Genomic DNA, 26,081 nt, shown 5'->3' on the forward strand with positions numbered 1-26,081 from the left:
GTCAGCCGCAGCAGCCCCCGCCGCAGCACCCGCCGCCACCGCCGCCGCCCGCGCGGGGCGCGGGTGCCGGGGCGGTGGCCGAGCCGCCGACCGCGACCGTGGACAGCAGCTTGACCGTGTCGTCGTGGCCGGCGGGGCAGCTCGCCGGGGCGGAGGACTCCGCCATGGGACGGCTCAGTTCGAAGGTGTCGCCGCAGCTCCGGCAGCGGTACTCGTAGCGAGGCATGGGCCCAGGGTAACCGGCGAGACCAAACACACACTGCTCTCCGTTTCTTATGTGTTGGTTTCTGTCTGGCTCTTGTGCGGAGAAATTGAAAAGATCGCTGATAATTTTGTAGGGCCGCGAGAGCCGCGAGGCGGCGGGGGATAATGGGGGCCGGCAGCCGTGTCTGCGGCAGCTGCGTCGACCCGCGCGAGCAACATGGAGTGCGGAGGGAGACGCAGTAGTGACCGAGGACGGGCAGGGGGAGGGCGTTGCGCCGGAAGGCCGCCGTTCCCGGGGGCGCCGTGCCGCGCCCGGGCGGCAGGGGGACGGGGCGCCGCTGCCGGCCGACGAAACGATGCAGCTGAAGGTCGACGCCCTACGTGCGGATGCCCTGCCCAAGGCCGACGAAACCATGCAGCTGAGCGTGGACGCCCTCCGCAAGGACGTCCTCCGCAAGAAAGCCCTCGGTAAGGACGCCCCCCAGGAGGACGCCCCGCCCAGGCCGGACGAGACCATGGCGCTGCGCGTGCTCCGGCCCAAGGAGCCCGCCCGGCAGCCCGCCCGGACCACCGGCCGCCGCAAACCGCGCCCCAAACCGGCACTGCCACCGGCCCTGGCTCGTGTCACCGCCACCGCCGCGCAGCACCTCGCGCCCTACGCCGCCCGAATAGCCCCGTACGCCCGGAAGCTGAAACCGGTCTACCCGCGCCCCGGCCGCACCGGCTGGCGCCGCTGGATACCCTCCTGGCGCCAGTGGCTGGGGGCCTGGATGACGGCCGTGGGCCTGACCGGCCTGTTCCTGGTCGTCGCCTACGCCGCCACGGACATACCCGACAACCTCAACTCCTATGCCACCCAGCAGGACAACGTCTTCTTCTGGTCCGACGGCACGCCCATGGCCCGCACCGGCTGGGTGCAGCGCCAGGCGATGCCGCTGAAGGAGATACCCGAGGACGTCCGCTGGGCGGTGCTCGCCGCGGAGAACGAGAGCTTCTACAGCGACCCCGGCATCTCCCTCAAGGGCATCACCCGGGCCCTGTGGCGCACGGTCGGCGAGGGCGACACCGAGGGTGGTTCCACGATCACCCAGCAGTACGTGAAGAACGTCTACCTGAACCAGAACCAGACGGTCAGCCGCAAGTTCACCGAGGCGATGATCGCCCTCAAGCTCGACAACAAGATGACCAAGGACCAGATCCTCGAGGGATACCTCAACACCAGCTGGTTCGGCCGCGGCACCTACGGCATCCAGCGCGCCGCCCAGGCCTACTACGGCAAGGACGTCAGCAAGCTCAACGCCTCCGAGGCCGCCTCCCTCGCCGCGCTGCTCAAGGGCGCCGGCCTGTACGACCCGACGCTCAGCAAGGCCAACCACAAGCGGGCCGTGGAGCGCTGGTCCTGGACCCTGGACCGGATGGTCAAGATCGGCAAGCTGTCGCGGTCCGAGCGGGCCAAGTACACGAAGTTCCCCGAGCCCCTGAAGACGAACCCGCTGTACGACACCGGCAAGCAGAGCGACTACCTGGTGGAGGTCGCCTCGCAGTACGCCAAGAAGGCGGCGCACATGACGGACAAGCAGTTCGACCTGGGCGGCTACCAGATCTACACGACCTTCGACCGCAAGCGGGAGACCGCGCTCACCGACGCCGTCGCCAAGGCCCGCAAGCAGGCGAAGAAGAACCACCCCAAGGAGGCGAAGACCGCGCACTACGGGGCCGCCTCGGTGGCCGCCGACGGCCGGATCCTCGCCGTCTACGGCGGCCCCGACCACCGTACACAGGGCTACAACGAGTCCAACGCGACCACCGTCAAGGCCGGTTCGGCGTTCCTGCCGTTCGTCTACGCCGCCGGTCTGGAGCACGGCGTCGTCAAGAAGCGCAACGGCCTCCCGACCCCCGTCACGCCCGAGACGGTCTACGACGGCAACGACGGCCACATCGTCACCACGCCCGAGGGGCCCTACTGGGACCGCAGCGGCAAGAGGGTCGCCGCCCACAACGACGACGGGAAGTCCTACGGGCCGATCAGCCTGGACAGTGCGCTCGCCCAGTCGGTGAACGCGCCCTTCATGCAGCTCGGGATGGACACCGGCCTCGACAAGGTGCGCCAGACCGCCGAGGCGTCCGGCCTGCTCCCCTCCAGCATGGGCCCGCAGATACCCGCGCTGTCCCTGGGCAACTCCACGCCCAGTGCCATCCGGATGGCGAGCGGATACGCCACGTTCGCCGCCTCCGGCAAGCACACCGAGCCGTACTCGGTGCGCCGGATCACCCGCAACGGCGCCCAGGTCGCCCTGGCCACCCCGCGCCCGCGGCGGGCGGTCGGCGCGGACGTGGCCCAGCAGGTCACCAAGGCGCTGACGGAGTCCTTCCGCATCGCACACCCGAGTGCGGCGCCCGCCACCGCCCAGGTGGCCGGAAAGGCCGGAACCACCGAGGACGAAACCGCCTCCTGGTACACGGGGACCGCCTCCTCCGTGTCCACCGCGGTGGTCGTCTACCGCATCGATCTGACCAAGTCCCTGGAGCCGCTGCCGCTCAAGGGACTGGCCGGCACCGGCGCGGACAGCGTCCCGTACGCCGTCTGGTCGGGTGCCACGGGGCTCGGCTGACCCCGGTGGCCCCCATGGAACCCCCACCTCCCTCGCAGAATGAGCCGCGCATGTCCCGCATGAAGTCGTCGACCGGCCGCCGCCGCAAGTCCCGAGGCCGCCCCCGGGCCACCCGCCCGCAGGTCATGACCCTGGCCGCCCTCCTCGTCGTGGCCTCCGTGATCGCGGGCTACCTGGTGCTGACCCGGCCGGACCGCACCGCGCCCACCGCCTCCGCCGGCGCGGGCGAGACCGGCAAGGCCGCCCCCAAGAGCACCGCGGAACCCAAGTGGGACGGGAAGACCAAGATCCTCGGGGACGGGTCGACCTCCTACACGGGCCCGCAGAAGGGGCAGTTGAAGCCGGTGCCCCTCAAGCCCGGTGAGCGGCCGCCCCAGTTCGTCGTCTTCTCCTGGGACGGCGCGCTGCAGGGCGACGACCACCTCTTCTCGCACTACCGGGAGCTGGCCAAGGAGTACAACGCCCACATGACCTTCTTCCTCACGGGCATCTACCTGCTGCCCAAGAGCAAGAAGGACCTCTACCACGGCCCGCAGCACAAGCCCGGCGACGCCGCGATCGACTACGCCACCGACGACCACATACGCGACACGATCGAGCAGCTGCGCGAGTCGTACAACGAGGGCAACGAGATCGGCACCCACTTCAACGGCCACTTCTGCGAGGCCAAGGGCGGCGGCGACTGGAGCGTGAAGGAGTGGAAGAGCGAGATAGACCAGTTCTTCGACTTCGCGGAGAAGTGGAAGACCAACACCGGCTTCAAGGACATCCCCGCGCTGCCCTTCGACTTCAAGAAGGAGGTCGTCGGCGGCCGGGCGCCGTGCCTGGAGGGCCAGCCCAACCTGCTGAAGGCGATCAAGAGCTACGGCTGGCGCTATGACGCCAGTTCCCCGGGCGAATTCCAGATCTGGCCGAAGAAGAAGAGCGGCATCTGGGACTTCCCGCTGCAGGGGCTCCCGTACACGGACAAGACCCAGGCCCTGTCCATGGACTTCAACTTCCTCTACAACCAGTCCAACGGTGAGACCCAGGGCGATCCCGCCAAGTACGCCGAGTGGGAGCAGCAGACCCTCGACGCCTACATGGCCGGCTTCAACCGCGTCTACTACGGCAGCCGGGCGCCGATGTTCATCGGAAACCACTTCGAGGACTGGAACGGCGGCATCTACATGAAAGCCATCGACCAGGTCATCAAGAACGTGTGCACCAAAAAGGGCGTCAAATGCGTGTCCTTCAAGGAGCTCGCCGACTGGATGGACGTGCAGAAGCCCGAAACCCTGGCGAACCTGCGCAGCCTGGACCCGGCGCAGGCGCCGGGAGACTGGTCGACGGTCGTCAAGTGACCTCTGTAACCCGTTGGTTCCACTTGTGCATCCCCTCTTCACAACCGACTCACGTGCCGTGCGAAGATGCCATCCCCCGGTAGGTGTACCGGTGTAGAGGGGAACAGCATTGAAATCTAGAAAACTGAGCCGCAAGCGGAGCCGCACCGCCATAATCACGGCCGCTGCCGCCTCCGTGGTCGCCGGAGTGGCCCTGGTGCCCAACTGGAGCGCCGGCGCGGCCGTCGTCGACGATCCGACCGTGGACACGGCGACCAAGGCGACCTTCCAGCGGCTGGCCGACGCGGTCTTCACCGACCGCACGGAAGCCCTGGTGAACGGGGGCGCCAAGAAGCAGGCCACGTCCGGTTTCTCCGGCGGCGTCAAGCTGTCCGCCGCCCAGTCCCGCGAGGAGAGCTCCGCGCTGACCGAGCTGCGCGGCCGCAAGTCCCGCCTCGCGAAGCTGGGCGAGAAGTACAGTGCCGGCAGCACCCGGGTCACGCTGGACGCGACGCGGGTGACCGGCCGCACCGCCAAGGCCGACGTCACCGAGACGACCTCGCTCACCTACGCGAAGGTCAAGGGCACCGAGCCGAAGACCACCGGCTTCCAGGCCCACCATGAGCTGACGTTCAAGGCCGACCGGCAGGGCAACTGGCAGCTGACCGACGTCCGGGACACCGACAACGGCTACATCGCGGTGAACCAGGTGGCCAAGCAGCCGACCGTCGCCGTGAAGGCCCCCGCCCCCGACGACGGCCCGCCCGACGCGCCCCGCTCGGCCACCACCTGGCCCGCACCGGCCAACGCCAAGAAGCTCACGGGCGCCGCCTACGACTACAAGGCGATGGTGACCTACGCGACGAAGTACTGGAACAACTACAACAAGGACTACCCGGACTTCAACGGAGCGGGCGCCGGCGGCGACTGCACCAACTTCGTCAGCCAGGCCCTGAAGGCCGGCGGCTGGAAGCACGTCCCCGGCGACGGGACGGACTTCCACAAGTGGTTCGGCAACTCCGAGATCCAGTCGGACTCGTTCGTCGGCGTCAACGAGTTCTCCTGGTTCGCCCTGTCCTCGAAGCGGGTCACCAGCCTCGCCAACGTCTACCAGGAGGACATCGGCGATGTCCTGCAGATGGACTTCAACAAGGACGGGTCCAAGGACCACACCATGATCGTCACCTACCGCAGCCCGCAGGGCGTGCCGTACGTGACGTACCACTCCACCAACACCTACAACAGGTCGGTGGCGAGCCTCGTCGCGTCGTACCCGAACGCGGCGTTCTACGCCTACCGCACCTGACCTCGCGGGGGCTGCCGGAACAGCGGCCCCGGCTCCTCCCGCCGCCCCGGCTCCTCCCGCTCTTCCTGCGGGGAGGGTTCGGGGTGGCGGGCCCGCCAGTACGGGTTGTCGTGCGGCAGGGACGTACCGACCCTGCCGTACATCCCGAAGACCATCAGCAGCAGGCCGACCACAAAGCTGAACAGCACGTTCTGGATCTTGAAGGCCAGGAAGTTGTACTCGGTGTCGAGCAGGCCGAGGTTCAGGAAGCCGTTCAGGATGAACAGCACGCCGAGGACCATGTTCATCCACGAGGCGAAGTTCCCGCCGATCACCATGCCGACGAACAGCACCAGCCCCACGACGATGGACAGCACACTGAGCGTGCCGTTGGTGTTCAGCCCGATGACGGTGTTCCCGCCGGTGTCGAAGAACCCGATGTGGTCGATGACGCCGAAGATCCCGAAGACCAGCAGGAACAGGCCCATCAGACCGGCGCCGATCCGGTAGACGGTGTTCAGCCGGTGGTCGACGGGCAGGTGCTCGTCGAACCTGATCCGCCGGCGGCCTTCCGAGTGCACTGCGTGTGAGGCCATCTCCGCCTCCCTGTCCGTGCGGGGCGCAGAACGTACGTATCTCCCAATATCCGCCCGCCGCGCCCCGGCGGCAACGGCTCAGTGGGCGCTGCCGCGCTCCTCGCGGATCTGCGCCACCACCCGCGCCACCGTCTCCCGTACCGCCTCGGTCTCGGTCAGGAAGTGCCAGTAGTCGGGGTGGCGGCCCTCCAGCGAGGCGATCGCGCGCTCCAGACGGGCCACGGAGTCGTCCAGCGGCCGGGCGTGCCGCGGGTCGGGCGTCGTCCGGCCCGTCATGGCCAGCCGCTGCGCGTCCCGGATCGCGAACCGCGTCCGGTCGATCTCCCGCTGCGGATCCTTCTGCACGGCGTTCAACCGCTGGAGCCGGTCCCCGGCGGCCGACACGGCCTCGTCGGTGGCGTTCAGCAGCGCCCGCACGGTCGACAGCAGCGAGGTGGCGTCCGGCCAGCGCTGGGCGTCCCGGGCGGCCTGCGCCTCGGACAGCTTCCGCTCGGCCTGCCGTACGTTCTCACCGGCCTGCTCGGGCACCTGCTGGAGGTCCTGCCAGCAGGCGGCGGCGAACCGGCGCCGCAGCTCGCTCAGCACCGGCTCGACCTGCCCGGCCCGGGTGGTCAGCGCCTGCGCGCGGGTCCGCAGGCTGACCAGCCGGTGATCGATCTCGGCGGCCTTCTCCGGCAGCCGCGCGGCCTCGGCGCGGATAGCCTCCGCCTCCCGCGCGACCCGCTCGGCCCGCTCCAGCGTCTGCGGCACGCCGTGCTGCCCGGCGCCCTGGTTCAGCTTGGTCAGCTCGGGGGAGAGGGCCGCGAGCCGGGCCGCGAGGTCGTCGGCCCTGAGCCCGGACTCCCGTACGGCGTCGAGGGCGTTGGAGGCGGCCAGCAGCGCCTGCCGGGCCCGTTCGACGGCCGGGGCCAGCCGGGCCAGCTGGGTCTCGGCCTTGCCGAGCAGCGGCCCGAGAGAGCCGCCGAAACGGTCCAGCTCCTGCTTGACGCCGACCAGCTCGTCCTTGGCGCCGGTCAGCTCGGTACGGGCCCGGACGGCGACGGAGGCCTCCAGGTCGTCCCGGTCGAGATCGTGCGCGTCCACCGCCTCGATATAGCGGCGGCTGGCCTCGTCGATCCGCCCCCCGAGCGCCTCGAAGTCGGCGACCGCGCGACGGGCCGCCGGGGAGTCGTCCACAGCGGTGATCGTCTCTATGGAGATCCGCAGGTCGCGCTGGGCGGTGTCCAGTTCGTAGAACGCCGCCGCGGCATCGTCCTTGGCCGCCTGCGCCTCCGCCCGCTGACTCTCCGCCCGCCCGCCGAACCAGCCACGGACCGGACCGGAAGTCCTTCGGGGTGTCGCCGCCACATCCCTCTCCTGTGCCGTGGTTGGCCCTGCGAGGAGACATTCTCCCACCCGTTGTAGACGAATACACGGGTCGATCAGTTCGCGGTTTCCGGAGGTTGCCCGTATGGGTTTGCAGGGCATGGCCCCGGGCAATGTAGGCTGTCGACTCGTCCCGGGTGCGTAGCTCAGGGGTAGAGCGCCTGCCTTACAAGCAGGATGTCGGCGGTTCGAAACCGTCCGCGCCCACCAGTTCTCAGGACGTGATCGAGGCCCAGGCCGTCGGGGTTGCCCGGTTGGCCCGGGCCTTGGTCTTTTTCCCTCCGCTGAGCGGGTGGATCACCCCCGCGGGCCAAGTTCGGGCTTCCCGGAGTGCGGGGTCCGGCGACCGACGGTCCGATGAACTCGCGGGCCCTCTCCGTAGTTCGTACCCCCTCGCACTCCGCGACAGCTGTGGGCCCGCCGCGGGGAAGGAAACCAGGACGTGGACAATCAGAGCATCACTCCTCGGCGGCCCCGGACGCGTCGTCGGGTCCTCTTCACCTCCGTCGCGGCGGCGGCGGCACTCTCCAGCCAGTTGCTGACCCTGGCGCCCGCCGCCCAGGCGGACGACAGGTCCACGGCGAGCGGGCATCCCCGTCCGCCTTCCGTGCCCCTGGTGATCCACGGGGTGCGGGAGTTCACGACGAACGGGTTCTTCACGCCCCCGGTGGGTGTCACCTCGGTGCATGTCCAGGCCTGGGGCGCGGGCGGCGGTGGCGGCGGTGGTGGCGGCGGTGCCAGTGCCCCGCTGACGGGTACCGGCGGTGTCGGTGGTGGAGGCGGCGGTGGCGGCTTCACCTGGTGTGTCATCCCGGTGCAGCCCGGGCACAGCTACCCGGTGACGCTGGGCATCGGCGGAGGCGGCGGTACCGGCGGTCCCGGCGGCCCGGCCGGCGGCAACAACGGATCGGCCGGTGGCGCCGGTACGGGCGGGACCGCGACGACGCTGTCCTCCCCGAGCAACACGGTCCAGCTCACCGCGACGGGCGGCACGGGCGGTGGCGCGGGTGGCGGTGGCACGTCCGGTGCCGGCAGCAACGGTGCCGGCGGTGTCGGCGGCATCGGCAGCTGCAACAGCGTCACCGCGGTGAACCGCAGTGGTGAGAACGGTGAGAGCGGCACGCAGGGCGGCGCGGGCGGAGGGGCGATCGACGGCATCGTCCAGCTGCCCCCGACGAACAGCAGCGAGGGCGGGGACGGTGGCGCCGGCGGCACCGGCAACACCACGCCCGGTGGTCCGGGCTCCCCCGGCACCGCCGGCGGCAACGGCTACCTCGTCGTGTTCTGGTAAGCACGCGAGCTGAGAAGACCCCGGCGGTCCTCCCGCCGGGGTCTTCGTCCTCGCCGCGGTCTCGCTACTCGCCGTCTTCCGGTGTCTCGTTGGCGTGTTTCAGCTTCATACGGGCGTCCACGCGGTCGCCCGCGGCCACCTCCGCCCAGAAGCGGTGACCGCTGACGAACACCGCCAGCTCGTGCTCCCGCTGCCGCAGCTTCTCCACCTCGGCCTGTTCGTCGGCCGTCCAGCCCGGGGAGGCCGGGCGCTCCACCTTGCGCCAGCCGCCCTCGTCGCTGAAGCCGTCCAGCGGTTCGACCGACCAGGGCAGCCGCTTGAGCAGGGCCGAGAGCTCGGCTCTGACCTGATGCAGCTCCTCCTGACCGGCGAGGAGGTCACTCGGAAAGTCATAGGTCGCAGCCACAGCTCAATGCTACGCCTGTTCGATTTTGGGTGGCGAGTTCGTTCGTGAGGTTCATGCGAACGAGTGCTCGGGCCGATTGAGGTGCCGCACCCTGGACCCGCACACTGGACCCATGTGCCGGAGCATCAAGACACTTCGTCCGCCCGCGCTGGCCGAGGAGGCCACGCAGGAGGAGATCCGGGCCGCCGCGCTGCAGTACGTGCGGAAGGTCTCCGGCTTCCGGGCGCCCGCCGCCCACAACCGTGAGGCCTTCGACCGAGCCGTCGAGGCGGTCGCCTCGGCGACGGCCGAACTGCTCGGAGGGCTGGAGGTACGAGGAGCGGCGCGCGCCCCGGAACGTACGCCCCGGATGTGACGTAGACGCCGATGCGCTTACGCCGCGAGGCCGGTGTTCATGCCGCGGGGCCTTGGGCCGGCTGTCGGCGCATCACGTACGCCGCCCCCGCGCCCGCGAGGAACAGGGCGACCAGGGACACCCCCGTCGCCAGCCAGGTCGCGCCCAGCCACTGGGCGCCGAAGTAGCCGAGGGCGACGCTGTAGGCGGCCCAGGAGAGGCCGGCCAGGGCGGACCAGGGGAGGAAGTCGCGGGCGCGGCGGTGGGCGGCGCCGGCGCAGAGGGAGACGACCGAGCGGCCGGCGGGGGCGAAGCGGGCGAGGATCACCAGGGCGCCGCCGCCCCGGGAGAGGGCCGCGCCGAGACGTTCCTGCGCCGTGGTGAGGCGCCGGGAGCGGGCGATCGCACGGTCCAGCCGTTCTCCGCCGCGCCAGGCCAGCCGGTACGCCACCAGGTCGCCGAGGAGCGAGGCGGTGGCCGCGGAGAGGATCAGGACCAGGATGTCCGGCACGTCCTGCGGGACGCCGCCCGTCGCCGCGTTGGAGCCGGCCGCCGCCGCGGTCGCCGCCGTGATCACCAGTACGCCGCTGGGCAGTACCGGCAGGAAGACGTCGAGCAGGACGGACACGGCCACCATGGCGTAGATCCATGGACCGGCGGCGGTCACTGCTGCCAGTGACCCCACGTTCTCGAACACGACGACTCCCCCGTTGTTCCCCCGATGTCAGCCATACAGCGTACGCCGCAGGTGTGACAGAAGGTGCGCAGGGGGTTGATGTGGTGGTCTGTTCAGGCCATCCGGGCACATGGCCGGCCGTACGGGCATAGGACTGTGCCCTCCCCGCGCAGCCGGGAGGAGGGCACAGTCGTCGTGCAGGGTGGTCAGGCCGCCACGGGGGTCCGCTCGGCGCCCTTCTCCGTGCTGGTCGTGCGCCGGGCCAGTACCCGGTCCAGGCCGAAGGCGCCCGAGCCGGTGAAGACGAGCAGGAAGAAGGACCAGCAGAACAGGGCCGAGAGCTCGCCGCCGTTCTGGATCGGCCACAGGGCCGCCTTCTGGTGGACGTCGAAGTAGGCGTACGCCATGGAGCCGGAGGCGAGCAGCGCGGCGCCGCGGGTGCCGAGGCCGAGCAGGACCAGGCCGCCGCAGACGAGCTGGATGACGGCGGCGTACCAGCCGGGCCAGGTGCCGGCGTCGATGGTGCCGCCGTTGGTGCCCACGGCGCCGCCGAGGACGCCGAAGAGCGAGGCGGCGCCGTGCACGGCGAAGAGGAGGCCTACGACGATCCGGAACAGGCCGAGGGCATAGGGCTGAGCGGCGTTCAGGCGTGCGGTCATGGGGGGTTGCTCCTTCGGTTTCGGTCGGACCGGTCGGGGACGGACCGGTCGGTGGGGGCGGCGGTACCGAACGAGCAACCCAGGCTAGGGGCGCCTAATCAATGCTTGCAAGTTCAACATCAGGCCACGGTTCCGGTTCCGTTCGCGGTTCCGTTTCGGTCGCCGCCGCACGTAGGGCGGCTCTCGCGACCGCGTCGGCGTCCGAAAGCGTGACCGAATCCACGCCTGGCCTGGCCCCCGCGGCGGTCACCCAGTGCACCCCCTCCGTCGGTACTCCAACGGCGAACCGCCGTGAGTGTGGGCATCCTTGACGATCTATCAAGTGGTATGGGCGCTGGGTCACGTCCAGCCCTCCGGTCACGTACCCGTCCACGGCGTGGGGGCGGCACTGACCGGTCCGCAGCAGCCGGGCGAGGAGCTCGTCGGCGGTGCGGCGCAGATCGGGTTCCGGAAGCCGGGCCTCCACGAGGGTCGTGACGCGGATCTCGGAGCCGGGCACGTCGGGGGAGCGCGCCACCCAGGCCCCGTCCGCCGCCCGTACCTCCAGGCGCGGCCCGAGCACCTCCACCACGCCCGCCCTCACCAGTGCGGCCAGCTCCTCGACGCGCCGCCGGGGCGGGCCGATGGACAGGAAGGCGTTGAGCGGGGTGTACCAGCGGTCCAGGTGGTCGCGGCGGGAGGCGCCGGTCAGCCCGCTGTGGTCGACCACCTGCCGTATCTCGTTGCGCAGGTCGCGCAGCACGTCCAGGGCCGCCTTCAGCGGACCGGCGACGTTGCCGAGCGCGGCCTGTGCCGCGTCCTCGCGCAGATGGCCGAGAAGCCACTCCCGCCAGTCGTCCGGACCCGTGAAGACCCGGCCCGCGTACGGCCGTGAAAGGCGCTCCCACGACCAGCGGTCGGCGGGCGCTATCCCGTACTCGTCGAGTATCAGCGCCTCTTGAGGACTGCCGTGGGCCACCGCCAGGAAGCGCTCCCTGAACTCCCGTTCCCCGTCCCCGGCCCCACTCCCGACCAGGGTCTCGTAGTAGACCGTCTCCACCTCCTTCGCCACCAGCGGCCACACCTCCGCGAGGAAGTCCGGCGCCTCCCCGGAGTCGGCGCGCTTGCGCAGGCCCGCTATGACCTCCGGGGTGAGGACCTGTGGGAGGTGCCGGCCGTACGGGCCCTTCGCGTTGTCGCCCCGCGCCTGGTACGGGACGCCGCGCCGCGAACCGGCGTACAGACGCGGCTCGTCGCCGGACGGCGTGTAGCGCAGGGTGCCGTCGGTGCCGTGGGTGAAACGGCCGCCGCGGCCGGTGGTCAGCAGGGCGAGGTGGTCGAAGAAGTTCAGGCCCAGGCCCCGCAGCAGCACCGGCTCGCCGGGTGCGAGCGGGGAGAGGTCGACGTCGGCCGGGTTGGCGGGCGGGATGTGGCGCAGGCCGTGGCGTTCGGCGTGCGCGGCGAGGTGCAGCAGGGCCGCGTCCGCGACGACGGGGAGGTGGCCCTGGGCGAGGACCACGGCGGACAGGTCCGGCAGTACGCGGCCGTCGTCCAGGGTGAGCACCTGGCGGCCGTCGGCGGCGTCCTCCAGCCGCAGCGCGCGGGCCGCGTGCGTGGCCACGCGCACCCCGGGCGGTGCCTCGCGCACGGTCCGGGCGTACACCCACTCCAGGTAGCGGCCGTAGTGGGCGCGGGTCGGGTAGTCGTCGGGGCCCAGCGTGCCGCCCGCCCATTCGTACAGGCTCGGGCCGGGCCGGGTCGGTCCGGAGCAGTCGACGCTGTCGTCGGTGAACAGGGTGACCTGGCAGGCCACGGTGTTCATCAGCAGTTCGGCCGACTGCGCGGTGCGCCAGACGCGTCCGGGGCCGGGCGGTGCCGGGTCGACGACGTGCACGGTCAGTCGTACGCCGGGCGGGAGGAGTTCGGGCGCGGAGGCGCAGAGGCGTTCCAGGACGCTGGTGCCGCGTGGTCCGGCGCCGACCAGGGCGACGGAGACCGGTATGGATCCCGCGGATTCGGCGGTGGGTTCCTCGGTCGGTGCAGACAAGGGTGTGACTCCCGGGCGTGTGGGGGCGCGGTGGAGTAAACAGAGCGAACCGCCCACGGGAAGCGGACGGTCCGCCTCATCATGCCGTCGGCCCTCCCAGAAGCCAACGCGCACCCCTCACGTCCCGGTTGTCCCGCCATGTGCCCTCATTGCGGGGCGATGACGGACTCCTCCGTGGTCTCCAGGGTCCCGTTCGCCCGTGCCTGCTCCAGCCGCAGCCGGGCCGAACGCCCGCGCAGCGTCAGCGTCATGAACTGGTTGCCGAACCACGGTCCGCCCGTCCTGCGCCACTTGACCGGCGGCCGGGGGCAGCCCCCGTGCCGGGCGAAGAGCCGGCCGAGGAGGCGGGCCGGGGCGCTCCAGCCGAAGCGGAAGCCCAGCCGGATGGAGAGCGGGACGGAGTTGTGGACGGGGGAGCAGGTCAGTTGCAGGACCCGGGCGTCGGGCGGGCCGGACCGCCAGGTCGGTTCGGCGGTGTAGGCGTGGTGGACGTCCCCGGACAGTACGCAGATGGTCGCCGGTGCCCCCGGCCCGGACCCGGCCTCGGCGAGCAGCCCCGCCAGGTCGGCGAAGGACTCCGGGAAGGCCGCCCAGTGCTCCAGGTCGGCCCGGCGGCGCAGCCACTCCCCGAACCGCGCCCAGCGCGCGCCCCTTCCGCCCCGGCACAGCACCGAGTCCCACGCCTCCGCGTCGTGCACCAGGTGCGGCAGCAGCCAGGGCAGCGAGGTGCCGACGAGCAGGTGGTCGTACGAGCCCGGGTCGTCCAGCGCCTGGGTCCGCAGCCACGCCGCCTCACCGGGGTCGAGCATCGCGCGGCGCCCCTCCTCCAGCACCCGCCCGGCCCGCGAGTCCACCATCAGCAGCCGTACCCGGCCGAAGTCGCGCCGGTAACTCCAGCGGACGGAGGCCGGATCGGTGTCGGCGCGGGCGGTGAAGGCGCGCAGCGCGTCGGTGCCGTCGGGGGCGTTCCGTACGGCTTCGTAGACGGGGTCGGCCGCCAGTTCGGCGGGGGAGAGGTTGCCGATGTGCTGGTGGACCCAGTACGACATCAGGCCGCTCAGCAGCCGTTCCTGCCACCAGTCGGTGGCGCGCATGTCGGTGAGCCAGGCGGCGGAGGTGTTCCAGTCGTCGATCACGTCGTGGTCGTCGAAGATCATGCAGCTGGGGACGGTGGACAGCAGCCAGCGCACCTCGGGGTCGAGCCAGGACTCGTAGTAGAGGCGGGTGTACTCCTCGTAGTCCGCCACCTCGCCGCCCGGCGGTTCGCCGAGGTCGCGGCGGCCGGCCAGCCAGCGGCGGGTCTCGGCCGAGGTCTCGTCGGCGTACACCTGGTCGCCCAACAGGAGCAGTACGTGGGGTCGTTCGCCGTCGGGGTCGGCGGCCAGGCGTGCGGCGAGGGAGTCGAGGGCGTCGGGGCCGACCGGGTCCTTGCCGTCGGCCGGGGGCGCGGCCCAGCGGCAGGAGCCGAAGGCGACGCGGATGCCCTGTTCCTCGGTGGACGTGCTGATGACGGAGGGCGGGAAGCGGGAGTCGGGGAGCGGCCACACGCGGGTGCCGTCGAGGAGCACCTCGTACGGCACCGAGGTGCCCCGTGTGAGGCCGGTCACCTCCACCAGGGCGTAGTGGTGGCCGGCCACCTGGAAGGTGCGGGCCGTGCCGCTCGCGCCGTCCGGGCAGCGCACCTCGGCGGTGCACGGCCGGCTTGCCTCGACCCAGACGGTCGCGCTGGCGCCGTCGGTGTAGCGCAGCACTGGTCCCAGGCGCAGTTCGGTCACGGTGATCGCCCTCCTCCGTCGCCCCGTACGGTACGGAACGGCGGAGGAGGGTGCGAGGTTTCGTCAGCAGCCGGCGAGGTAGTTCGTGAGCGCGCTCTTCTCGGCGGAGTCGACCGAGAGGTCGTAGTAGTACTTCACCTGGACCCAGGCGCGCACGTAGGTGCAGCGGTAGGAGGTCAGTGACGGCATCCAGGTGGCCGGGTCCTGGTCGCCCTTCGACTGGTTGACGTTGTCGGTGACGGCGAGCAGCTGGGGCCGGGTGACGTCGTTGGCGAAGGCCTGGCGCTGGGCGGTGGTCCACGCGCCGGCGCCGGAGTCCCAGGCTTCGGCGAGCGGGACCAGGTGGTCGATGTCGACGTCGGAGGCGGCGGTCCAGGTGGCGCCGTCGTACGGGGAGTACCAGCTGCCGCTGGTGGCGGTGCAGGCGGAGTCGGTGACGACGTTCGTACCGTCCCGCTTGAGGATGTACTCGCGGGTGTTGCAGGTGCCGCTGATGGTGATCCAGGTCGGGAACAGGTCGCGGCTGTAGCCGGTGCGGTTCTCGGTGGCCACGGTGAGCTGGGAGAGGTAGCTGCGGGCGGTGGCGGCGCTGACCGGGGTGGGGAGGGCGGCGGAGGCGCTCGGGGAGTTGAAGAGGGCGGCGGAGGCTAGCAGGCCCGTGAGGGCCGCGAGTATGCTCAGCCGTCGACGCGCGTAGAACCTTGGGCGGCGAGTCATGTGAACTCCCTTGCGGGGTGGGGGCGTTGGGGTGCGAGCGAGGGAATGCTCGCGGCGCGGCGTTGCGGGGAGGTGTGCGCCCGGTAAGAAGTTAATGACGCGTACATGACACGACAAGGTTTGTGGGCGAACTTTCACGCCCCGGAGTCGGTTGAAGCGTCACGTACCATGGAGGGCGTTGAAGGGGAGTAGCTCTTCGCCGGACCGTCGACATACTGCTCAGCCCGTCTGAGCCGGCGCCCGGAGGCGGACCTCGGATCCTCGTGATCGCGGGGTCGGCCAGCGAGACCTTCGGCAAGCAGTGCACGCCTGTGCCGTACGGCACGGGCGCCGTGTGTGCTGCCATGCCGAGGTGTCTTTCGTGTGACGTACAGCACTCTCGGCGGGGCGGCCCCGACCGATTGAGACATTTTGATCAGCATCACTGTGACGGCGCTCGTCTTCGGCGTCGTCTTCCTCGCCGAACTGCCGGACAAGACCGCGCTCGCCGGGCTCGTCCTGGGCACCCGCTACCGCGCCTCGTACGTCTTCGCGGGCGTCGCCGCCGCGTTCCTGCTGCACGTGGTGCTCGCCGTCGCGGCGGGAAGCGTACTGACCCTGCTGCCGCAGCGGCTCGTGCACGCGGTGACCGGTCTGCTGTTCCTGGGCGGCGCCGCGATGCTGCTGCTGAAGAAGGACGAGGGCGACGAGGAGATCCGCAGGCCCGCCGACCAGTCCTTCTGGAAGGTCGCGGGTACGGGCTTCATGCTCATCCTGGTCGCCGAGTTCGGCGACCTCACCCAGATCATGACCGCGAACCTCGCCGCCCGCTACGACGCCCCGCTGTCCGTCGGCCTCGGCGCGGTGCTCGGGCTGTGGGCGGTGGCCGGGCTGGGCATCGTCGGCGGGAAGGCGCTGATGCGGCGGGTGCCGCTGCGGCTGATCACGCAGATCGCGGCGGTGCTGATGCTGGCGCTCGGGGTGTGGAGCCTGTGGGAGGCGGTCGCCGCCTGACCTGAACGCCGGGTGAACGCTTCCCGGGGTGGTGGCGGGATGCCGGACTGTTTTGTACCGTGGGGGAACAAAGTGGCTCCCGCCCGCTCCCCCTGACCGGCGGGCGGGGCCGCCTTGTCCCTCCGCGGGTTCGCCGTGTCTCTTCCTCCGCCCCTCGCTTGGAGCTGCCGATGACGGCCACGTCCACGCCCACCGTCCTCACCACCCGCGCCCTCCTGCTCGACATGGACGGCACGCTCGTCAACTCCGACGCCGTCGTGGAGCGGATCTGGCGGCGCTGGGCCGAGCGGCACGGGCTGGACGGGGACGAGGTGATGCAGGTCGTGCACGGGCGGCAGGGGCACGCGTCGATGGCCGTACTGCTCCCGGACCGGCCGGTCGAGCAGAACCTCGCCGACAACGCGCGCATGCTCGCCGAGGAGACGGCGGACATGGAGGGCGTCGTGGCCGTGCCGGGGGCGGGGGCGTTTCTGGCGTCGCTGCGCGAGGTGCCGGTGCCGCATGCGCTGGTGACCTCCGCCGATGTGCCGCTGTCCACGGCGCGGATGGCCGCCGCCGGGCTGCCGATGCCGGATGTGCGGATCACCGCGGAGTCGGTGGGGGCGAGCAAGCCCGATCCCGAGGGGTTCTTGAAGGGGGCCGCCGAGCTCGGCGTGTCTCCTGGGGAATGTGTGGTGTTCGAGGACTCCGGGGCGGGGATCGCGGCCGGGCGTTCCGCCGGGATGCGGGTGGTCGGGGTGGGACCCCGGGCCGGTTCGCATGGGCCGGATGTGGTGGTGAGGGACTTGCGGCAGGTGCGGGTGGAGTCGCTCGGGGACGGGACGATTCGGTTGTACGTCGGCCAGTAGGTGCCGGTGAGCTGGTGCCGGGGGGTGGGTCGCGCGGCCCGGCGCTGACGGGGTGCCGCCGCGCCCACCCGTTGCCGCCCCAGCGGCACGACTGCCCGCAGCTGGGGCGCGGCTACGGCGGCTACGGCAGCTGGGCGGCTGCGGCGGCTACGGCGGCTGGGGCAGCCACGGCAGCCACGGCAGCCAGGGCAGTGCCGCTGGTCGTCAGGGTTCCGTCGTCTCCGACTCCAGCCTCGTTCGTGTCGCCGCGTCGTACACCCCGAGTTCGTCGGTCTGGACTCCGCGGGCCAACTGGTAGGTGCGGACGGCGTCCTCGACCTGCCGGCCGTAGGTGCCGTCGGTCTTGCCGGGGAAGAGGTTGAGCTGGCGCAGGCGGAGCTGGAGTTCGGTGACCTCCGAGCCTCGGTCGCCGGGGCGCAGGACGGGGCCGGAGGTCGGGTCGGCCGGGACCGGCGTGCTGGCGCGCGTGGCGGTCTGGGTGGGCGTGGGGGAGCGGGTGGGAGTGGGGGACCGCGGGGGTGTGGTCGAGGGCGAGGCCGACGGGCTCGCGGAGGGGCTCGGTGTGAGGGACGGGGTCGGGGACGTGGATGTCGGCGGGGCCGAGGGGGACGGCGTGGAGGGCGACGGAGCCGGGGCGCTCGTCGTCGTCGCGTCCGGGACGCTCTCGCGTACCTCCTGGGGCGCCGCGCCGTCCCGCGACGGCGTGTCGTAGGAGAACAGGCCGCTCGCGAATCCGGCGGCCGCCAGCAGTACGGCCACCGCTGCGGCGGCGGAGAGGAGCAGGCTGCGGCGGCGGTGTGGCCGCCCGGGGCCGTCGGCGGGTTCGAGGTCCCCGTCCGGCTCGCCCAGCGGCACGTCCCGCTCCGGCTCGAACAACTCCGGCCCCGCCGCACGCAGCGGCATCGTGGAGTCGGACGGGGCGCCCAGGTCGACGTAGGGACGTATCCGAATCGGGTCGAAGTCCTCCGCCGCCGCGGCCTCGGCGGTGCGCGCGTCGCGCAGGGCGTCGGCCGCCCGCCGGGCGCAGCCGCACGACGGATCGTTGCCCGGACCCTTCGGCGCGCCGCATTCCGGGCATGAGTGGCCCTTCGGTCCTGTCACGCGTTCGTTCCTCCCCTAAACGAGTCACCCACCCCAGGGCTCCACAGACTATGCAGATCTCCCTCACATCACCGAGAGGACTCAACAGGCCATAACGGGTGACACCGATCACGATGGAGGTGTCACACCAGCCCCGGGAGGTCTCCATGGCCCTGGACGCGCACGGCACGAGGAGGAAGCCGCAGAGTCCCGAGGACGCCGAGCACGTCCGCGGGAACGTACTCGTCTCGATCGGAGCCCTGCTCCTCGGCCTGCTGCTCGCGGCCCTCGACCAGACGATCGTGTCGACCGCGCTGCCCACGATCGTCAGTGACCTCGGCGGACTGGAGCATCTGTCGTGGGTGGTCACCGCGTATCTGCTGGCCTCGACCGCCGCGACCCCGCTGTGGGGCAAGCTCGGCGACCAGTACGGCCGGAAGAAGCTGTTCCAGATCGCGATCGTGATCTTCCTCATCGGATCCGCGCTGTGCGGGGCGGCGCAGAACATGCCGCAGCTGATCGGCTTCCGGGCGCTCCAGGGCCTGGGCGGCGGCGGGCTGATCGTGCTGTCGATGGCGATCGTCGGCGACATCGTGCCGCCGCGTGAGCGCGGGCGCTACCAGGGGCTGTTCGGCGCCGTCTTCGGCGCGACCAGTGTGCTGGGGCCGCTGCTCGGCGGGCTGTTCACCGAGCATCTGAGCTGGCGCTGGGTGTTCTACGTCAACCTGCCCGTCGGCGTCGTCGCCCTCGCCGTGATCGCCACCGCCCTGCACATCCCGCGCCGGGCCGCCCGCCACGTCATCGACTACCTGGGCACCTTCCTGATCGCGGCGGTCGCCACCTGCCTGGTCCTGGTCGCCTCGCTCGGCGGCACCACCTGGGCGTGGGGCTCGGCGCGGATCATCGGGCTCGCGGTCCTGGGCGTGGCCCTCGCGGTCGCGTTCGTCGCGGTGGAGCGCCGGGCCGCCGAACCCGTCCTGCCGCTGAAGCTCTTCGGTATCCGCACCTTCACGCTCGCCTCCGTGATCAGCTTCATCGTCGGCTTCGCCATGTTCGGCGCGATGACCTACCTGCCGACCTTCCTCCAGGTCGTGCACGGCATCTCGCCGACCCTGTCCGGCGTGCACATGCTGCCGATGGTGTTCGGCCTGCTGCTGTCCTCCACCGTCTCCGGGCAGATCGTCAGCCGCACCGGCCGCTGGAAGGTGTTCCCGATCGTGGGCACGGCGGTCACCACCCTCGGTCTGCTGCTCCTGCACCAGCTCGACGAACACAGCTCGACGGCCGAGATGAGCTTCTACTTCTTCGTCTTCGGCCTGGGACTCGGCCTGGTCATGCAGGTCCTCGTGCTGATCGTGCAGAACGCCGTGGCGTACGAGGATCTCGGCGTCGCCACCTCCGGGGCGACCTTCTTCCGGTCCATCGGGGCCTCCTTCGGCGTCGCCATCTTCGGCACCGTGTTCGCGAGCCGGCTCGCCGAGAAGCTCACCGACGCCTTCCGGGGCGTGCGGCTGCCGGGCGGCATCACGGCGGACGCGCTGGAGTCCGACCCGCGCGGCATCGCCGCCCTGCCGCCCGCGCTGCGCCCGGCGGCCCTGCACGCGTACGCGTCCTCGATCACCGATGTGTTCCAGTACGCGGCTCCGGTCGCCCTCCTCGGCTTCGTCCTGGCGTGGTTCCTGAAGGAGGACCGGCTGCGCGGCTCGGTCACGGCCCCCGACGTGTCGGAGACCATCGCCCCCAACCCGGTCGAGCGGTCCTCGTACGACGAGGTGTGCCGCGCGCTGTCCCTGCTCGGCACCCGGGAGGGGCGGCGCGAGATCTACCGGACGATCACCGAGCGGGCCGGGTACGACCTGCTGCCCGGGGCGAGCTGGCTGCTGCTGCGGATCAGGCGGTACGGCTCGGTGGAGCCGGGCGTCCTCGCCGAACGCAGCTCCGTCCCGCTGAACGTGATCCTCGCCGCCGCCCGGCAGGTCGAGGAGCGCCGTCTCGCCGTGCGGCAGGGCCTGGACCTCGTCCTGACCGACGAGGGGCGTGTGATCGCCGAACGGCTGGCCCATGCCCGTGAGGAGTCGCTGGCCGAGCTGCTGGGCGACTGGTGGGGCCCCGACCGGCCCACCGACCTGGACCGGCTGGTGAAGGAGCTGACCGGCGAACTGTGCGGCTCGGAGCGGGAGCGACCGCACAACGGGTCAGTCGTCAAGGCCGGTTGAAGTCCGGCCGAGGTCCTTGCGGAACCAGTGCTCGGCGTACGGGTCGTCGTTGTGCCGCACGGTCTCCGAGTAGCCCAGCCGGGCGTACAGGGCGCGGGCCTCCACCAGGTCGGTGCGGGTGTCGAGGATCATCCGCACGGCGCCGAGCGAGCGGGCCGCGTCCTCGGCGGCGGCCACGAGGAGAGGGGCGCCGCCCTTGCCGCGCAGCCCCTCCAGCAGGAAGACCCGGGTGAGCTCGGCGGTGGCGGGGTCCAGGAGCCGTACGCCCGCGCTGCCGGCCGGCTCACCGTCGTACCGGGCCACCAGCAACTGTCCTCGCGGCGGCGAGAGTTCCGCACCCGTACGGGCCGCGATCTCCCGCTCCAGCTCCTCGGGTTCGGTCCGCCGCCCCTCGTACCGCAGGTACCAGCGGTCGCTCACCTCCGTGTAGTAGGCCCGCCAAAGCGCTGCCGCTACCGGGGAGTCGAAGGGTTCCGGGGCGATGGTCCAGGTCATGCCCGCATTGTCGGGACGCGGCGGGCACCCGGCGCAACCGAATAAGCGCGGTCCGCACCGGTTCGCGGGTTGACGAACCGTTTGCCGACCGCCTTCCGGGCAACCCGATCGAGGAACCGGCCCGTTGGGCCGACAACCGGAAGGCACCCATGTCCACAGGCTTGATCATTGCTCTGATCGTGATCGTGGCGGCCGTGGTCGTTGTCGCGGCCGTCCTGACCTCGCGCGCCCGCGGCGGCCACAGCGGGCACAACCTGAAGCGGCGCTTCGGGCCCGAGTACGAGCACACCGTGGCCCGGCACGACGGCGACACCCAGGCTGCCGAGCGCGAGCTGACCGAACGGCTGGAGCGGCACGGCGGACTGCGTCAGCGGCCGTTGGAGCCCGCTGAACGCGAACGCTTCGAGGCCCGCTGGGCGGCGGCCCAGGAACACTTCGTCGACTCGCCGCGCGAAGCGGTGGCCGAGGTGGACCGGCTGATCGCCGAAGTGGCCGGCGCCCGCGGCTACCCGGACGGCGGACAGTACGAGGAGCAGCTCGCGGCGCTGTCCGTGCACCACTCCGGCCACGTCCACGGCTACCGGCGCGTCCACCGCGTCACCCAGACCGGCACCGGCACCACCGCCGAGAGCGGCTCCGGCACCGACACCGAGGAGCTGCGCGAGTCGATGGTGGAGGCGCGGGCCCTGTTCGAGGCCCTGACGCGCTCGGAGCAGCGCGCGCCCGTCTCCCACAAGGCGCAGCACTCCCACCGGTCGAACTGGTTCCAGCGGCACCCGGTAGCGGGGAGGTGAACGGCATGACCGACGTGACCCACAAGCACACGACGGCGTCCGGCATCGGAACGGACACCCAGACATCCGCAGCAGTGCCGCCCGGCACCGGAACGCCCGGCACCCCGGCACGCCCGACGGACACGCACGATGCGGCGACGCCCGGTACGGCGAAGCCCGGCACGGCGACGCATGACGCGGCGGGGTCCGGCACGGCGGTGCCCGGCTCGGAGACGTCCGCTTCCTCGCTGGTCCCGCACGAGGACGGCGACAGGTTCGGAGCGCGGCTGCACCACGCGGTCGCCGGGTTCGTCGACGGGCCCCGGGACGCCGTGGAGGAGGCCGACCGGGTGCTGGAGGAGATCGCCGCCCGCTTCACGGAGGCGGTCACCCAGCGGCGGCGCACGCTGCGCATGTCCTGGCAGGCCACCGACGGGGACAAGCCCGCCTCCACGGCCGACACCGAGCAACTCCGGCTCGCCCTCAGGGACTACCGGGAGATGGCGGAGCGCCTGCTACGCCTCTGACTTCCCGGCAGTACCCGCACCACCTCGCGTTTCCGCCGCCGCCCGGCGCTCCCGCCACTCCCGTACGACCGCCTCGACGTCGTACGGCTTCCGACCCAGCGGGGGGCCGGGCGGCGGCTTGTACATCATGTCGCGGATCTTGACGTTGACGTCTTCGAGGATCTTCCGCGCGATCCGCTCCGAGGGCGCCGCGTACGCCGCCGCGAGGGCGTCCTCGGCCTCCTTGCGCAGAGCCAGGGCGGGCGGCAGGATCGCCAGGCCCTCGCGGGCCATCTTGCGCTTCACCCACCACAGTTCGTCGTACGCGGTTTCGAGGTCCCTCGGCAGCGGTTTGCCCGCGCCGGGCAGCTGGTCGAACTCGCCGCGCCCCTCGGCGTCACGGATCTGTTTGTCGACCCAGGACTCGAACGGCACACCCGGTGGCTTTCGCTCGGTCATGAGGCCATTGTGCCGGACGCGGCCCGGCCGGGCGTTTTATCATGCGGCGGCGGAGCGCCAATCCGGCCGCCGTACCAGTTCATTCCAGGGGGAACGCACGTGCTCGAACTCACCATGGCCTCCGTCTCAGAGGCGGACGCGGGCGCCACGGCCGGTATGACCATGGCCGACGCGCCCAGCGAACCCGGTGCCGTGCTTCGGGTGGGCCGGGACGCGGCCGTGTGCCGTCTGGTGACGCCCGACGACTGGCTGTTCGTCTCGCGGGTGCACCTGGAGTTCCTGTGCGGGCCCGACGGAGGCTGGCAGGTGTCCTGGCTGCGCGGCTCGCAGGCCGACCCGTCGTCCGAGGTGCGGCTGACCGTCGGGGAGTACGCGCAGACCATCGCCTACGGCGGCAGCGTACGGCTGCCCCAGGGCGGCACCGGGGAGATCATCATCCAGGACCGCACCGGGCCGCGCAGTGTCAACGTGGGCTTCTACCACGAGGTTTAGGACAACCGGGCCGCCGGGCCACCGGACCGCCGGGCCGACGGACCAGGGCCCGGAGCGGGGCTACGCCAGCACCCGGGCCAGCGCGAAGCCGTCGTAGCCCTTGCTGCCGACCGTCTGGATCGCCGTGCCGCTCAGCCTCGGGTGCGCGGCGATCAGCTCGACGGCGGCGCGGGTGCCGCGTACGTCCGGCTCGATGCTCTCGGCGTCCAGGACCCGGCCGCCGCGCACCACGTTGTCGACGATGATCAGGCTGCCCGCGCGGGTGAGGCGCAGCGCCCACTCGACGTAGTGCACGTTGTTGGCCTTGTCGGCGTCGATGAAGACCAGGTCGAAGGGGGCCGGGTTCTCGTCGGCCAGCTTGGGCAGCGACTCCAGGGCCGGGCCCACCCGCACCTCGACGATCTTGTCCAGGCCCGCGCGGGCGATGTTGCGGGTGGCGACCTCGGCGTGCTTGGCGCTGCACTCCAGCGAGACCAGGCGGCCGTCGGACGGCAGGGCGCGGGCCAGCCAGATGGTGCTGTAGCCGCCGAGCGTGCCGATCTCCAGGATGGTGCGGGTGTCCTGGATCTGGGCCAGGAGCTGGAGCAGCTTGCCCTGGCTCGCCGTGACGTTGACATGCGGGAGCTGGGCTGCCTCGCTGTCGCGCAGGGCCGCCTGAAGCGCCTCGTCGTCCGGCGAGAGGTGGCTGCTGAAGTAGAAGTCGACGTCGTCCCAGAGCTGCGACCCGCTCATGCGCCCTCTGCCTTTCCGTGTCCGGTACTTGTCTGGTACCCCGGCGGCACCTCCGGCAGCCGTGACCGCCGTGACCGCCGTACGGCGAACCGGCGGCCACCGCCAGTGTGCCGCCGATCGTCAGCAGCCACGCCGGGATCCCGGCCACCATACGCAGCCGGTCCACGTAGATCACCCGCTCGTACGGCGTGTCCGTGCCGGTCCGCCGCGGCGGCTGGTCACGGGAGGGACGGGAACGTCCGGGCGAGGGCAAGCCGAGCGGGCGGGCGTTTCCGGGAGCCGGGGTCGCCGGTTGCCCGGGGTTGGGGTACCGGAGGTGGGGCGCTGCTCGCTATGAGGTGCCGCCGCGCCCACCCGTGCCGCCCCAGCGACACGACTGCCCGCGGCTACGGCGGGCTGCCGGGCCCCACCGCCGGGCGGCACCCGGCAGTGGGTGGGCGGGCGAGGCCGCCATGCGGTGCGTGGTGAGGACGTTCACGCCTGCGGTGGGCTGGCGGCGGTCCATCGCCGGGGCGGAACGCGGTGGGCTACCGGCGTTCCACCGCCGGGGCGGAGCCCGGCAGGGGGCGGTCGGCTGACTCTGTCATGCGCCAGACGGCGAAGCCGCCGATGACGGCTGCGGCCATCATGTAGTAGGCGGGCATCATCATGTTGCCGGTGGCGCCGATGAGGGCGGTGACGACCAGGGGGGTCGTGCCGCCGAAGAGGGAGACGGAGACGTTGAAGCCGATGGACAGGGAGCCGTAGCGGACCCGGGTGGGGAAGAGGGCGGGGAGCGCCGCGGGCATGGCCGCGGTGAAGCAGACCAGGAGCAGACCCAGCGCGCCCATGCCGAGGGCGACGGCGAGCAGGCTGCCCTGGCGGATCAGCAGCAGGGCCGGGACGGACAGCAGCAGGAAGCCCGCGCAGCCCGCGGCGATCACCGGGCGGCGGCCGATCCGGTCGGACAGGGCGCCCGCGAAGGGCTGGACGACCATCATCAGCGCCATCACGCCGAGGACGACGAGCAGGCCGTGCGTCTCGTCGTACTTCAGCTCACTGGTGAGGTAGCTCGGCATGTACGACAGCAGCATGTAGTCGGTGACGTTGAAGACCAGGACCAGGCCCATGCAGAGGAGCAGGGCCTTCCACTGGCCCGCCAGCATCTCGCGCAGCGGCACCTTCGGGCGGTTGGCCTCGGCCTTCTCGACCTCGGCGGCGAACGCCGGGGTCTCCTCCAGGCGCATCCGCAGATAGAGGCCGATGATGCCCATCGGGCCCGCGATCAGGAACGGGATCCGCCAGCCCCAGGTGAGGAGGTCGTGGGAGGACAGCATCGCCGTCATCACCGTGACCAGGCCCGCGCCGCCGATGTAGCCGGCCAGCGTGCCGAACTCCAGCCAGCTGCCGAAGAAGCCGCGCCGCTTGTCGGGGGCGTACTCCGCGATGAAGGTGGACGCACCCGCGTACTCACCGCCGGTCGAGAAGCCCTGCACCAGACGCGCGGCCAGCAGCAGCAGCGGCGCGCCGACGCCGATGGTGGCGTACGACGGGATCAGGCCGATCGCGAAGGTGCCGACCGCCATCATGATCATGGTGACGGCGAGGACCTTCTGCCGGCCCACGCGGTCGCCCAGCGGGCCGAAGACCAGGCCGCCGAGGGGGCGGACCAGGAAGGCCGCGGCGAATGCGCCGAAGGTGGACAGGAGCTGGGCGGTCGGGTTCCCGGAGGGGAAGAAGACCTTGCCCAGGGTCACCGCGATGTAGCTGTAGACGCCGAAGTCGAACCACTCCATGGCGTTGCCCAGCGCGGCGGCCTTCACGGCGCGTTTGACCAGGGCGGGGTCGGTTTCGGTGGGGGCGGGGGGACGCTGCACGGGCGTGGAGACGGGGACGGCTGTGGCGGTCGCCAAGACTTCGCTCGCCTGCCTTTCGACGGGGACACGGACGTGGTCCGCACGACGATGGGCGGCCCGAAAACGACCATAGGAGGACTTGTGACGCTTACGGGTCGTATGCACTTCGATGCATGCTGCAGCTAAACGTCGCTTGTACAGGTACGTCTGTCCGCCTGCGAGCCTTTTTTCGGCCACCCCGCTGTGATCCTTCTCGCTCCTCGCAAAGGCAACCCCACCCCCCTCGCACTATCGTCATCCGGACAAAAGGCGAGGGGACGACAGGTGAAGCGGGGGTTGCCTGCGTCTCTCTCCGGGGGCGGTGCGAGCCCTCATCGGGTTCGC

At 71.4% G+C, this 26,081-nt stretch carries 25 protein-coding genes and 1 tRNA gene; 12 read left to right on the forward strand and 14 right to left on the reverse strand.

All coding sequences use genetic code 11. The features are described 5' to 3' along the window. Position 1: 1 nt before the first annotated feature. Positions 2–226, reverse strand: a complete 225-nt coding sequence (locus ACZ7L0_RS31055) for an FmdB family zinc ribbon protein (protein ID WP_471245839.1) — start codon at positions 224–226, stop codon at positions 2–4. 220 nt (positions 227–446) lie between these two features. On the opposite strand from ACZ7L0_RS31055, the gene ACZ7L0_RS31060 reads away from it, so the two are divergent. The 3 genes from ACZ7L0_RS31060 (at position 447) to ACZ7L0_RS31070 (ending at position 5,444) form a co-directional block, all read left to right on the forward strand. Further along, entirely contained in the window at positions 447–2,816 is a 2,370-nt protein-coding gene (locus ACZ7L0_RS31060) for a transglycosylase domain-containing protein (RefSeq protein WP_471245840.1), read from the forward strand. 59 nt (positions 2,817–2,875) lie between these two features. Then, complete coding sequence (locus tag ACZ7L0_RS31065) at positions 2,876–4,159, forward strand: polysaccharide deacetylase family protein (RefSeq protein WP_471245925.1); 1,284 nt, start codon at positions 2,876–2,878, stop codon at positions 4,157–4,159. Positions 4,160–4,268: 109 nt separating this feature from the next. Next, positions 4,269–5,444 carry an amidase domain-containing protein gene (locus ACZ7L0_RS31070; RefSeq protein WP_471245841.1) on the forward strand — a complete coding sequence of 392 codons (1,176 nt, stop codon included), beginning with the start codon at positions 4,269–4,271 and terminating at the stop codon, positions 5,442–5,444. On the opposite strand, the gene ACZ7L0_RS31075 is transcribed toward ACZ7L0_RS31070, so the two are convergent. Together ACZ7L0_RS31075 and ACZ7L0_RS31080 are read right to left on the reverse strand one after the other, a co-directional pair. Beyond that, positions 5,432–6,019, reverse strand: a complete 588-nt coding sequence (locus tag ACZ7L0_RS31075; RefSeq protein WP_471245842.1) for a DUF4383 domain-containing protein — start codon at positions 6,017–6,019, stop codon at positions 5,432–5,434. The genes ACZ7L0_RS31070 and ACZ7L0_RS31075 overlap by 13 nt on opposite strands. A 78-nt stretch (positions 6,020–6,097) precedes the next feature. Further along, complete coding sequence (locus tag ACZ7L0_RS31080; protein ID WP_471245843.1) at positions 6,098–7,366, reverse strand: hypothetical protein; 1,269 nt, start codon at positions 7,364–7,366, stop codon at positions 6,098–6,100. Positions 7,367–7,519: 153 nt separating this feature from the next. Between ACZ7L0_RS31080 and ACZ7L0_RS31085 the strand changes: the two genes are divergently transcribed. Both ACZ7L0_RS31085 and ACZ7L0_RS31090 read left to right on the forward strand, forming a co-directional pair. Then, positions 7,520–7,594 (forward strand) — tRNA-Val (locus tag ACZ7L0_RS31085). A gap of 232 nt (positions 7,595–7,826) precedes the next feature. Continuing rightward, positions 7,827–8,675 carry a hypothetical protein gene (locus ACZ7L0_RS31090; RefSeq protein ID WP_471245844.1) on the forward strand — a complete coding sequence of 283 codons (849 nt, stop codon included), beginning with the start codon at positions 7,827–7,829 and terminating at the stop codon, positions 8,673–8,675. Positions 8,676–8,739: 64 nt separating this feature from the next. Here ACZ7L0_RS31090 and ACZ7L0_RS31095 read toward each other — a convergent pair whose 3' ends face one another. Continuing rightward, entirely contained in the window at positions 8,740–9,081 is a 342-nt protein-coding gene (locus ACZ7L0_RS31095; RefSeq protein WP_471245845.1) for a hypothetical protein, read from the reverse strand. 112 nt (positions 9,082–9,193) lie between these two features. Here ACZ7L0_RS31095 and ACZ7L0_RS31100 point away from each other — a divergent pair, with 112 nt between their 5' ends. Then, positions 9,194–9,436 carry a DUF2277 domain-containing protein gene (locus ACZ7L0_RS31100; protein ID WP_471245846.1) on the forward strand — a complete coding sequence of 81 codons (243 nt, stop codon included), beginning with the start codon at positions 9,194–9,196 and terminating at the stop codon, positions 9,434–9,436. A gap of 37 nt (positions 9,437–9,473) precedes the next feature. Here ACZ7L0_RS31100 and ACZ7L0_RS31105 read toward each other — a convergent pair whose 3' ends face one another. From ACZ7L0_RS31105 to ACZ7L0_RS31125, 5 genes are all read right to left on the reverse strand, one after another. Beyond that, entirely contained in the window at positions 9,474–10,052 is a 579-nt protein-coding gene (locus ACZ7L0_RS31105) for a DedA family protein (RefSeq protein ID WP_471245926.1), read from the reverse strand. 245 nt (positions 10,053–10,297) lie between these two features. Then, entirely contained in the window at positions 10,298–10,750 is a 453-nt protein-coding gene (locus ACZ7L0_RS31110) for a DoxX family protein (protein ID WP_471245847.1), read from the reverse strand. Between the two features lie 94 nt (positions 10,751–10,844). Then, positions 10,845–12,776, reverse strand: coding sequence for an FAD/NAD(P)-binding protein (locus ACZ7L0_RS31115; protein ID WP_471245848.1), 1,932 nt, complete (start codon positions 12,774–12,776; stop codon positions 10,845–10,847). 146 nt (positions 12,777–12,922) lie between these two features. Beyond that, positions 12,923–14,551 (reverse strand): alkaline phosphatase D family protein, encoded by a 1,629-nt coding sequence (locus ACZ7L0_RS31120; RefSeq protein WP_471245849.1) that lies wholly within the window; start codon positions 14,549–14,551, stop codon positions 12,923–12,925. A gap of 63 nt (positions 14,552–14,614) precedes the next feature. Further along, a complete protein-coding gene (locus ACZ7L0_RS31125; protein WP_471245850.1) occupies positions 14,615–15,268 on the reverse strand; it encodes an HNH endonuclease family protein in 654 nt (217 codons plus the stop codon). 411 nt (positions 15,269–15,679) lie between these two features. On the opposite strand from ACZ7L0_RS31125, the gene ACZ7L0_RS31130 reads away from it, so the two are divergent. Beyond that, positions 15,680–16,261 (forward strand): TMEM165/GDT1 family protein, encoded by a 582-nt coding sequence (locus ACZ7L0_RS31130; protein WP_471245851.1) that lies wholly within the window; start codon positions 15,680–15,682, stop codon positions 16,259–16,261. A 170-nt stretch (positions 16,262–16,431) separates the two neighbouring features. Next, complete coding sequence (locus ACZ7L0_RS31135) at positions 16,432–17,109, forward strand: HAD family hydrolase (RefSeq protein WP_471245852.1); 678 nt, start codon at positions 16,432–16,434, stop codon at positions 17,107–17,109. A 204-nt stretch (positions 17,110–17,313) separates the two neighbouring features. Here the strand turns inward: ACZ7L0_RS31135 and ACZ7L0_RS31140 are convergent, their stop codons facing one another. Continuing rightward, positions 17,314–18,210 carry a peptidoglycan-binding domain-containing protein gene (locus ACZ7L0_RS31140; RefSeq protein WP_471245853.1) on the reverse strand — a complete coding sequence of 299 codons (897 nt, stop codon included), beginning with the start codon at positions 18,208–18,210 and terminating at the stop codon, positions 17,314–17,316. A gap of 146 nt (positions 18,211–18,356) precedes the next feature. On the opposite strand from ACZ7L0_RS31140, the gene ACZ7L0_RS31145 reads away from it, so the two are divergent. Further along, positions 18,357–20,405 (forward strand): DHA2 family efflux MFS transporter permease subunit, encoded by a 2,049-nt coding sequence (locus ACZ7L0_RS31145; RefSeq protein WP_471245927.1) that lies wholly within the window; start codon positions 18,357–18,359, stop codon positions 20,403–20,405. Here ACZ7L0_RS31145 and ACZ7L0_RS31150 read toward each other — a convergent pair. Continuing rightward, complete coding sequence (locus ACZ7L0_RS31150) at positions 20,385–20,900, reverse strand: GNAT family N-acetyltransferase (protein ID WP_471245854.1); 516 nt, start codon at positions 20,898–20,900, stop codon at positions 20,385–20,387. The genes ACZ7L0_RS31145 and ACZ7L0_RS31150 overlap by 21 nt on opposite strands. A 149-nt stretch (positions 20,901–21,049) precedes the next feature. On the opposite strand from ACZ7L0_RS31150, the gene ACZ7L0_RS31155 reads away from it, so the two are divergent. Both ACZ7L0_RS31155 and ACZ7L0_RS31160 read left to right on the forward strand, forming a co-directional pair. Then, positions 21,050–21,694, forward strand: a complete 645-nt coding sequence (locus tag ACZ7L0_RS31155; protein ID WP_471245855.1) for a hypothetical protein — start codon at positions 21,050–21,052, stop codon at positions 21,692–21,694. Positions 21,695–21,699: 5 nt separating this feature from the next. After that, a complete protein-coding gene (locus tag ACZ7L0_RS31160) occupies positions 21,700–22,200 on the forward strand; it encodes a hypothetical protein (RefSeq protein ID WP_471245856.1) in 501 nt (166 codons plus the stop codon). Here the strand turns inward: ACZ7L0_RS31160 and ACZ7L0_RS31165 are convergent. Then, a complete protein-coding gene (locus tag ACZ7L0_RS31165; protein ID WP_471245857.1) occupies positions 22,189–22,638 on the reverse strand; it encodes a DnaJ family domain-containing protein in 450 nt (149 codons plus the stop codon). The two genes, ACZ7L0_RS31160 and ACZ7L0_RS31165, sit on opposite strands and share 12 nt — an antisense overlap. Positions 22,639–22,737: 99 nt before the next feature. Between ACZ7L0_RS31165 and ACZ7L0_RS31170 the strand changes: the two genes are divergently transcribed. Beyond that, the gene (locus tag ACZ7L0_RS31170) at positions 22,738–23,130 is read left to right on the forward strand and encodes a hypothetical protein (RefSeq protein WP_471245858.1); all 393 of its coding nucleotides are present in this window, start codon (positions 22,738–22,740) and stop codon (positions 23,128–23,130) included. Between the two features lie 60 nt (positions 23,131–23,190). Here the strand turns inward: ACZ7L0_RS31170 and ACZ7L0_RS31175 are convergent, their stop codons facing one another. Both ACZ7L0_RS31175 and proP read right to left on the reverse strand, forming a co-directional pair. Further along, positions 23,191–23,862 carry an O-methyltransferase gene (locus ACZ7L0_RS31175; RefSeq protein ID WP_471245859.1) on the reverse strand — a complete coding sequence of 224 codons (672 nt, stop codon included), beginning with the start codon at positions 23,860–23,862 and terminating at the stop codon, positions 23,191–23,193. A gap of 527 nt (positions 23,863–24,389) precedes the next feature. Next, a complete protein-coding gene (gene proP / locus ACZ7L0_RS31180) occupies positions 24,390–25,754 on the reverse strand; it encodes a glycine betaine/L-proline transporter ProP (RefSeq protein WP_471245860.1) in 1,365 nt (454 codons plus the stop codon). Positions 25,755–26,081 lie beyond the last annotated feature (327 nt).

The organism is Streptomyces sp. NPDC039424, from assembly GCF_055639495.1.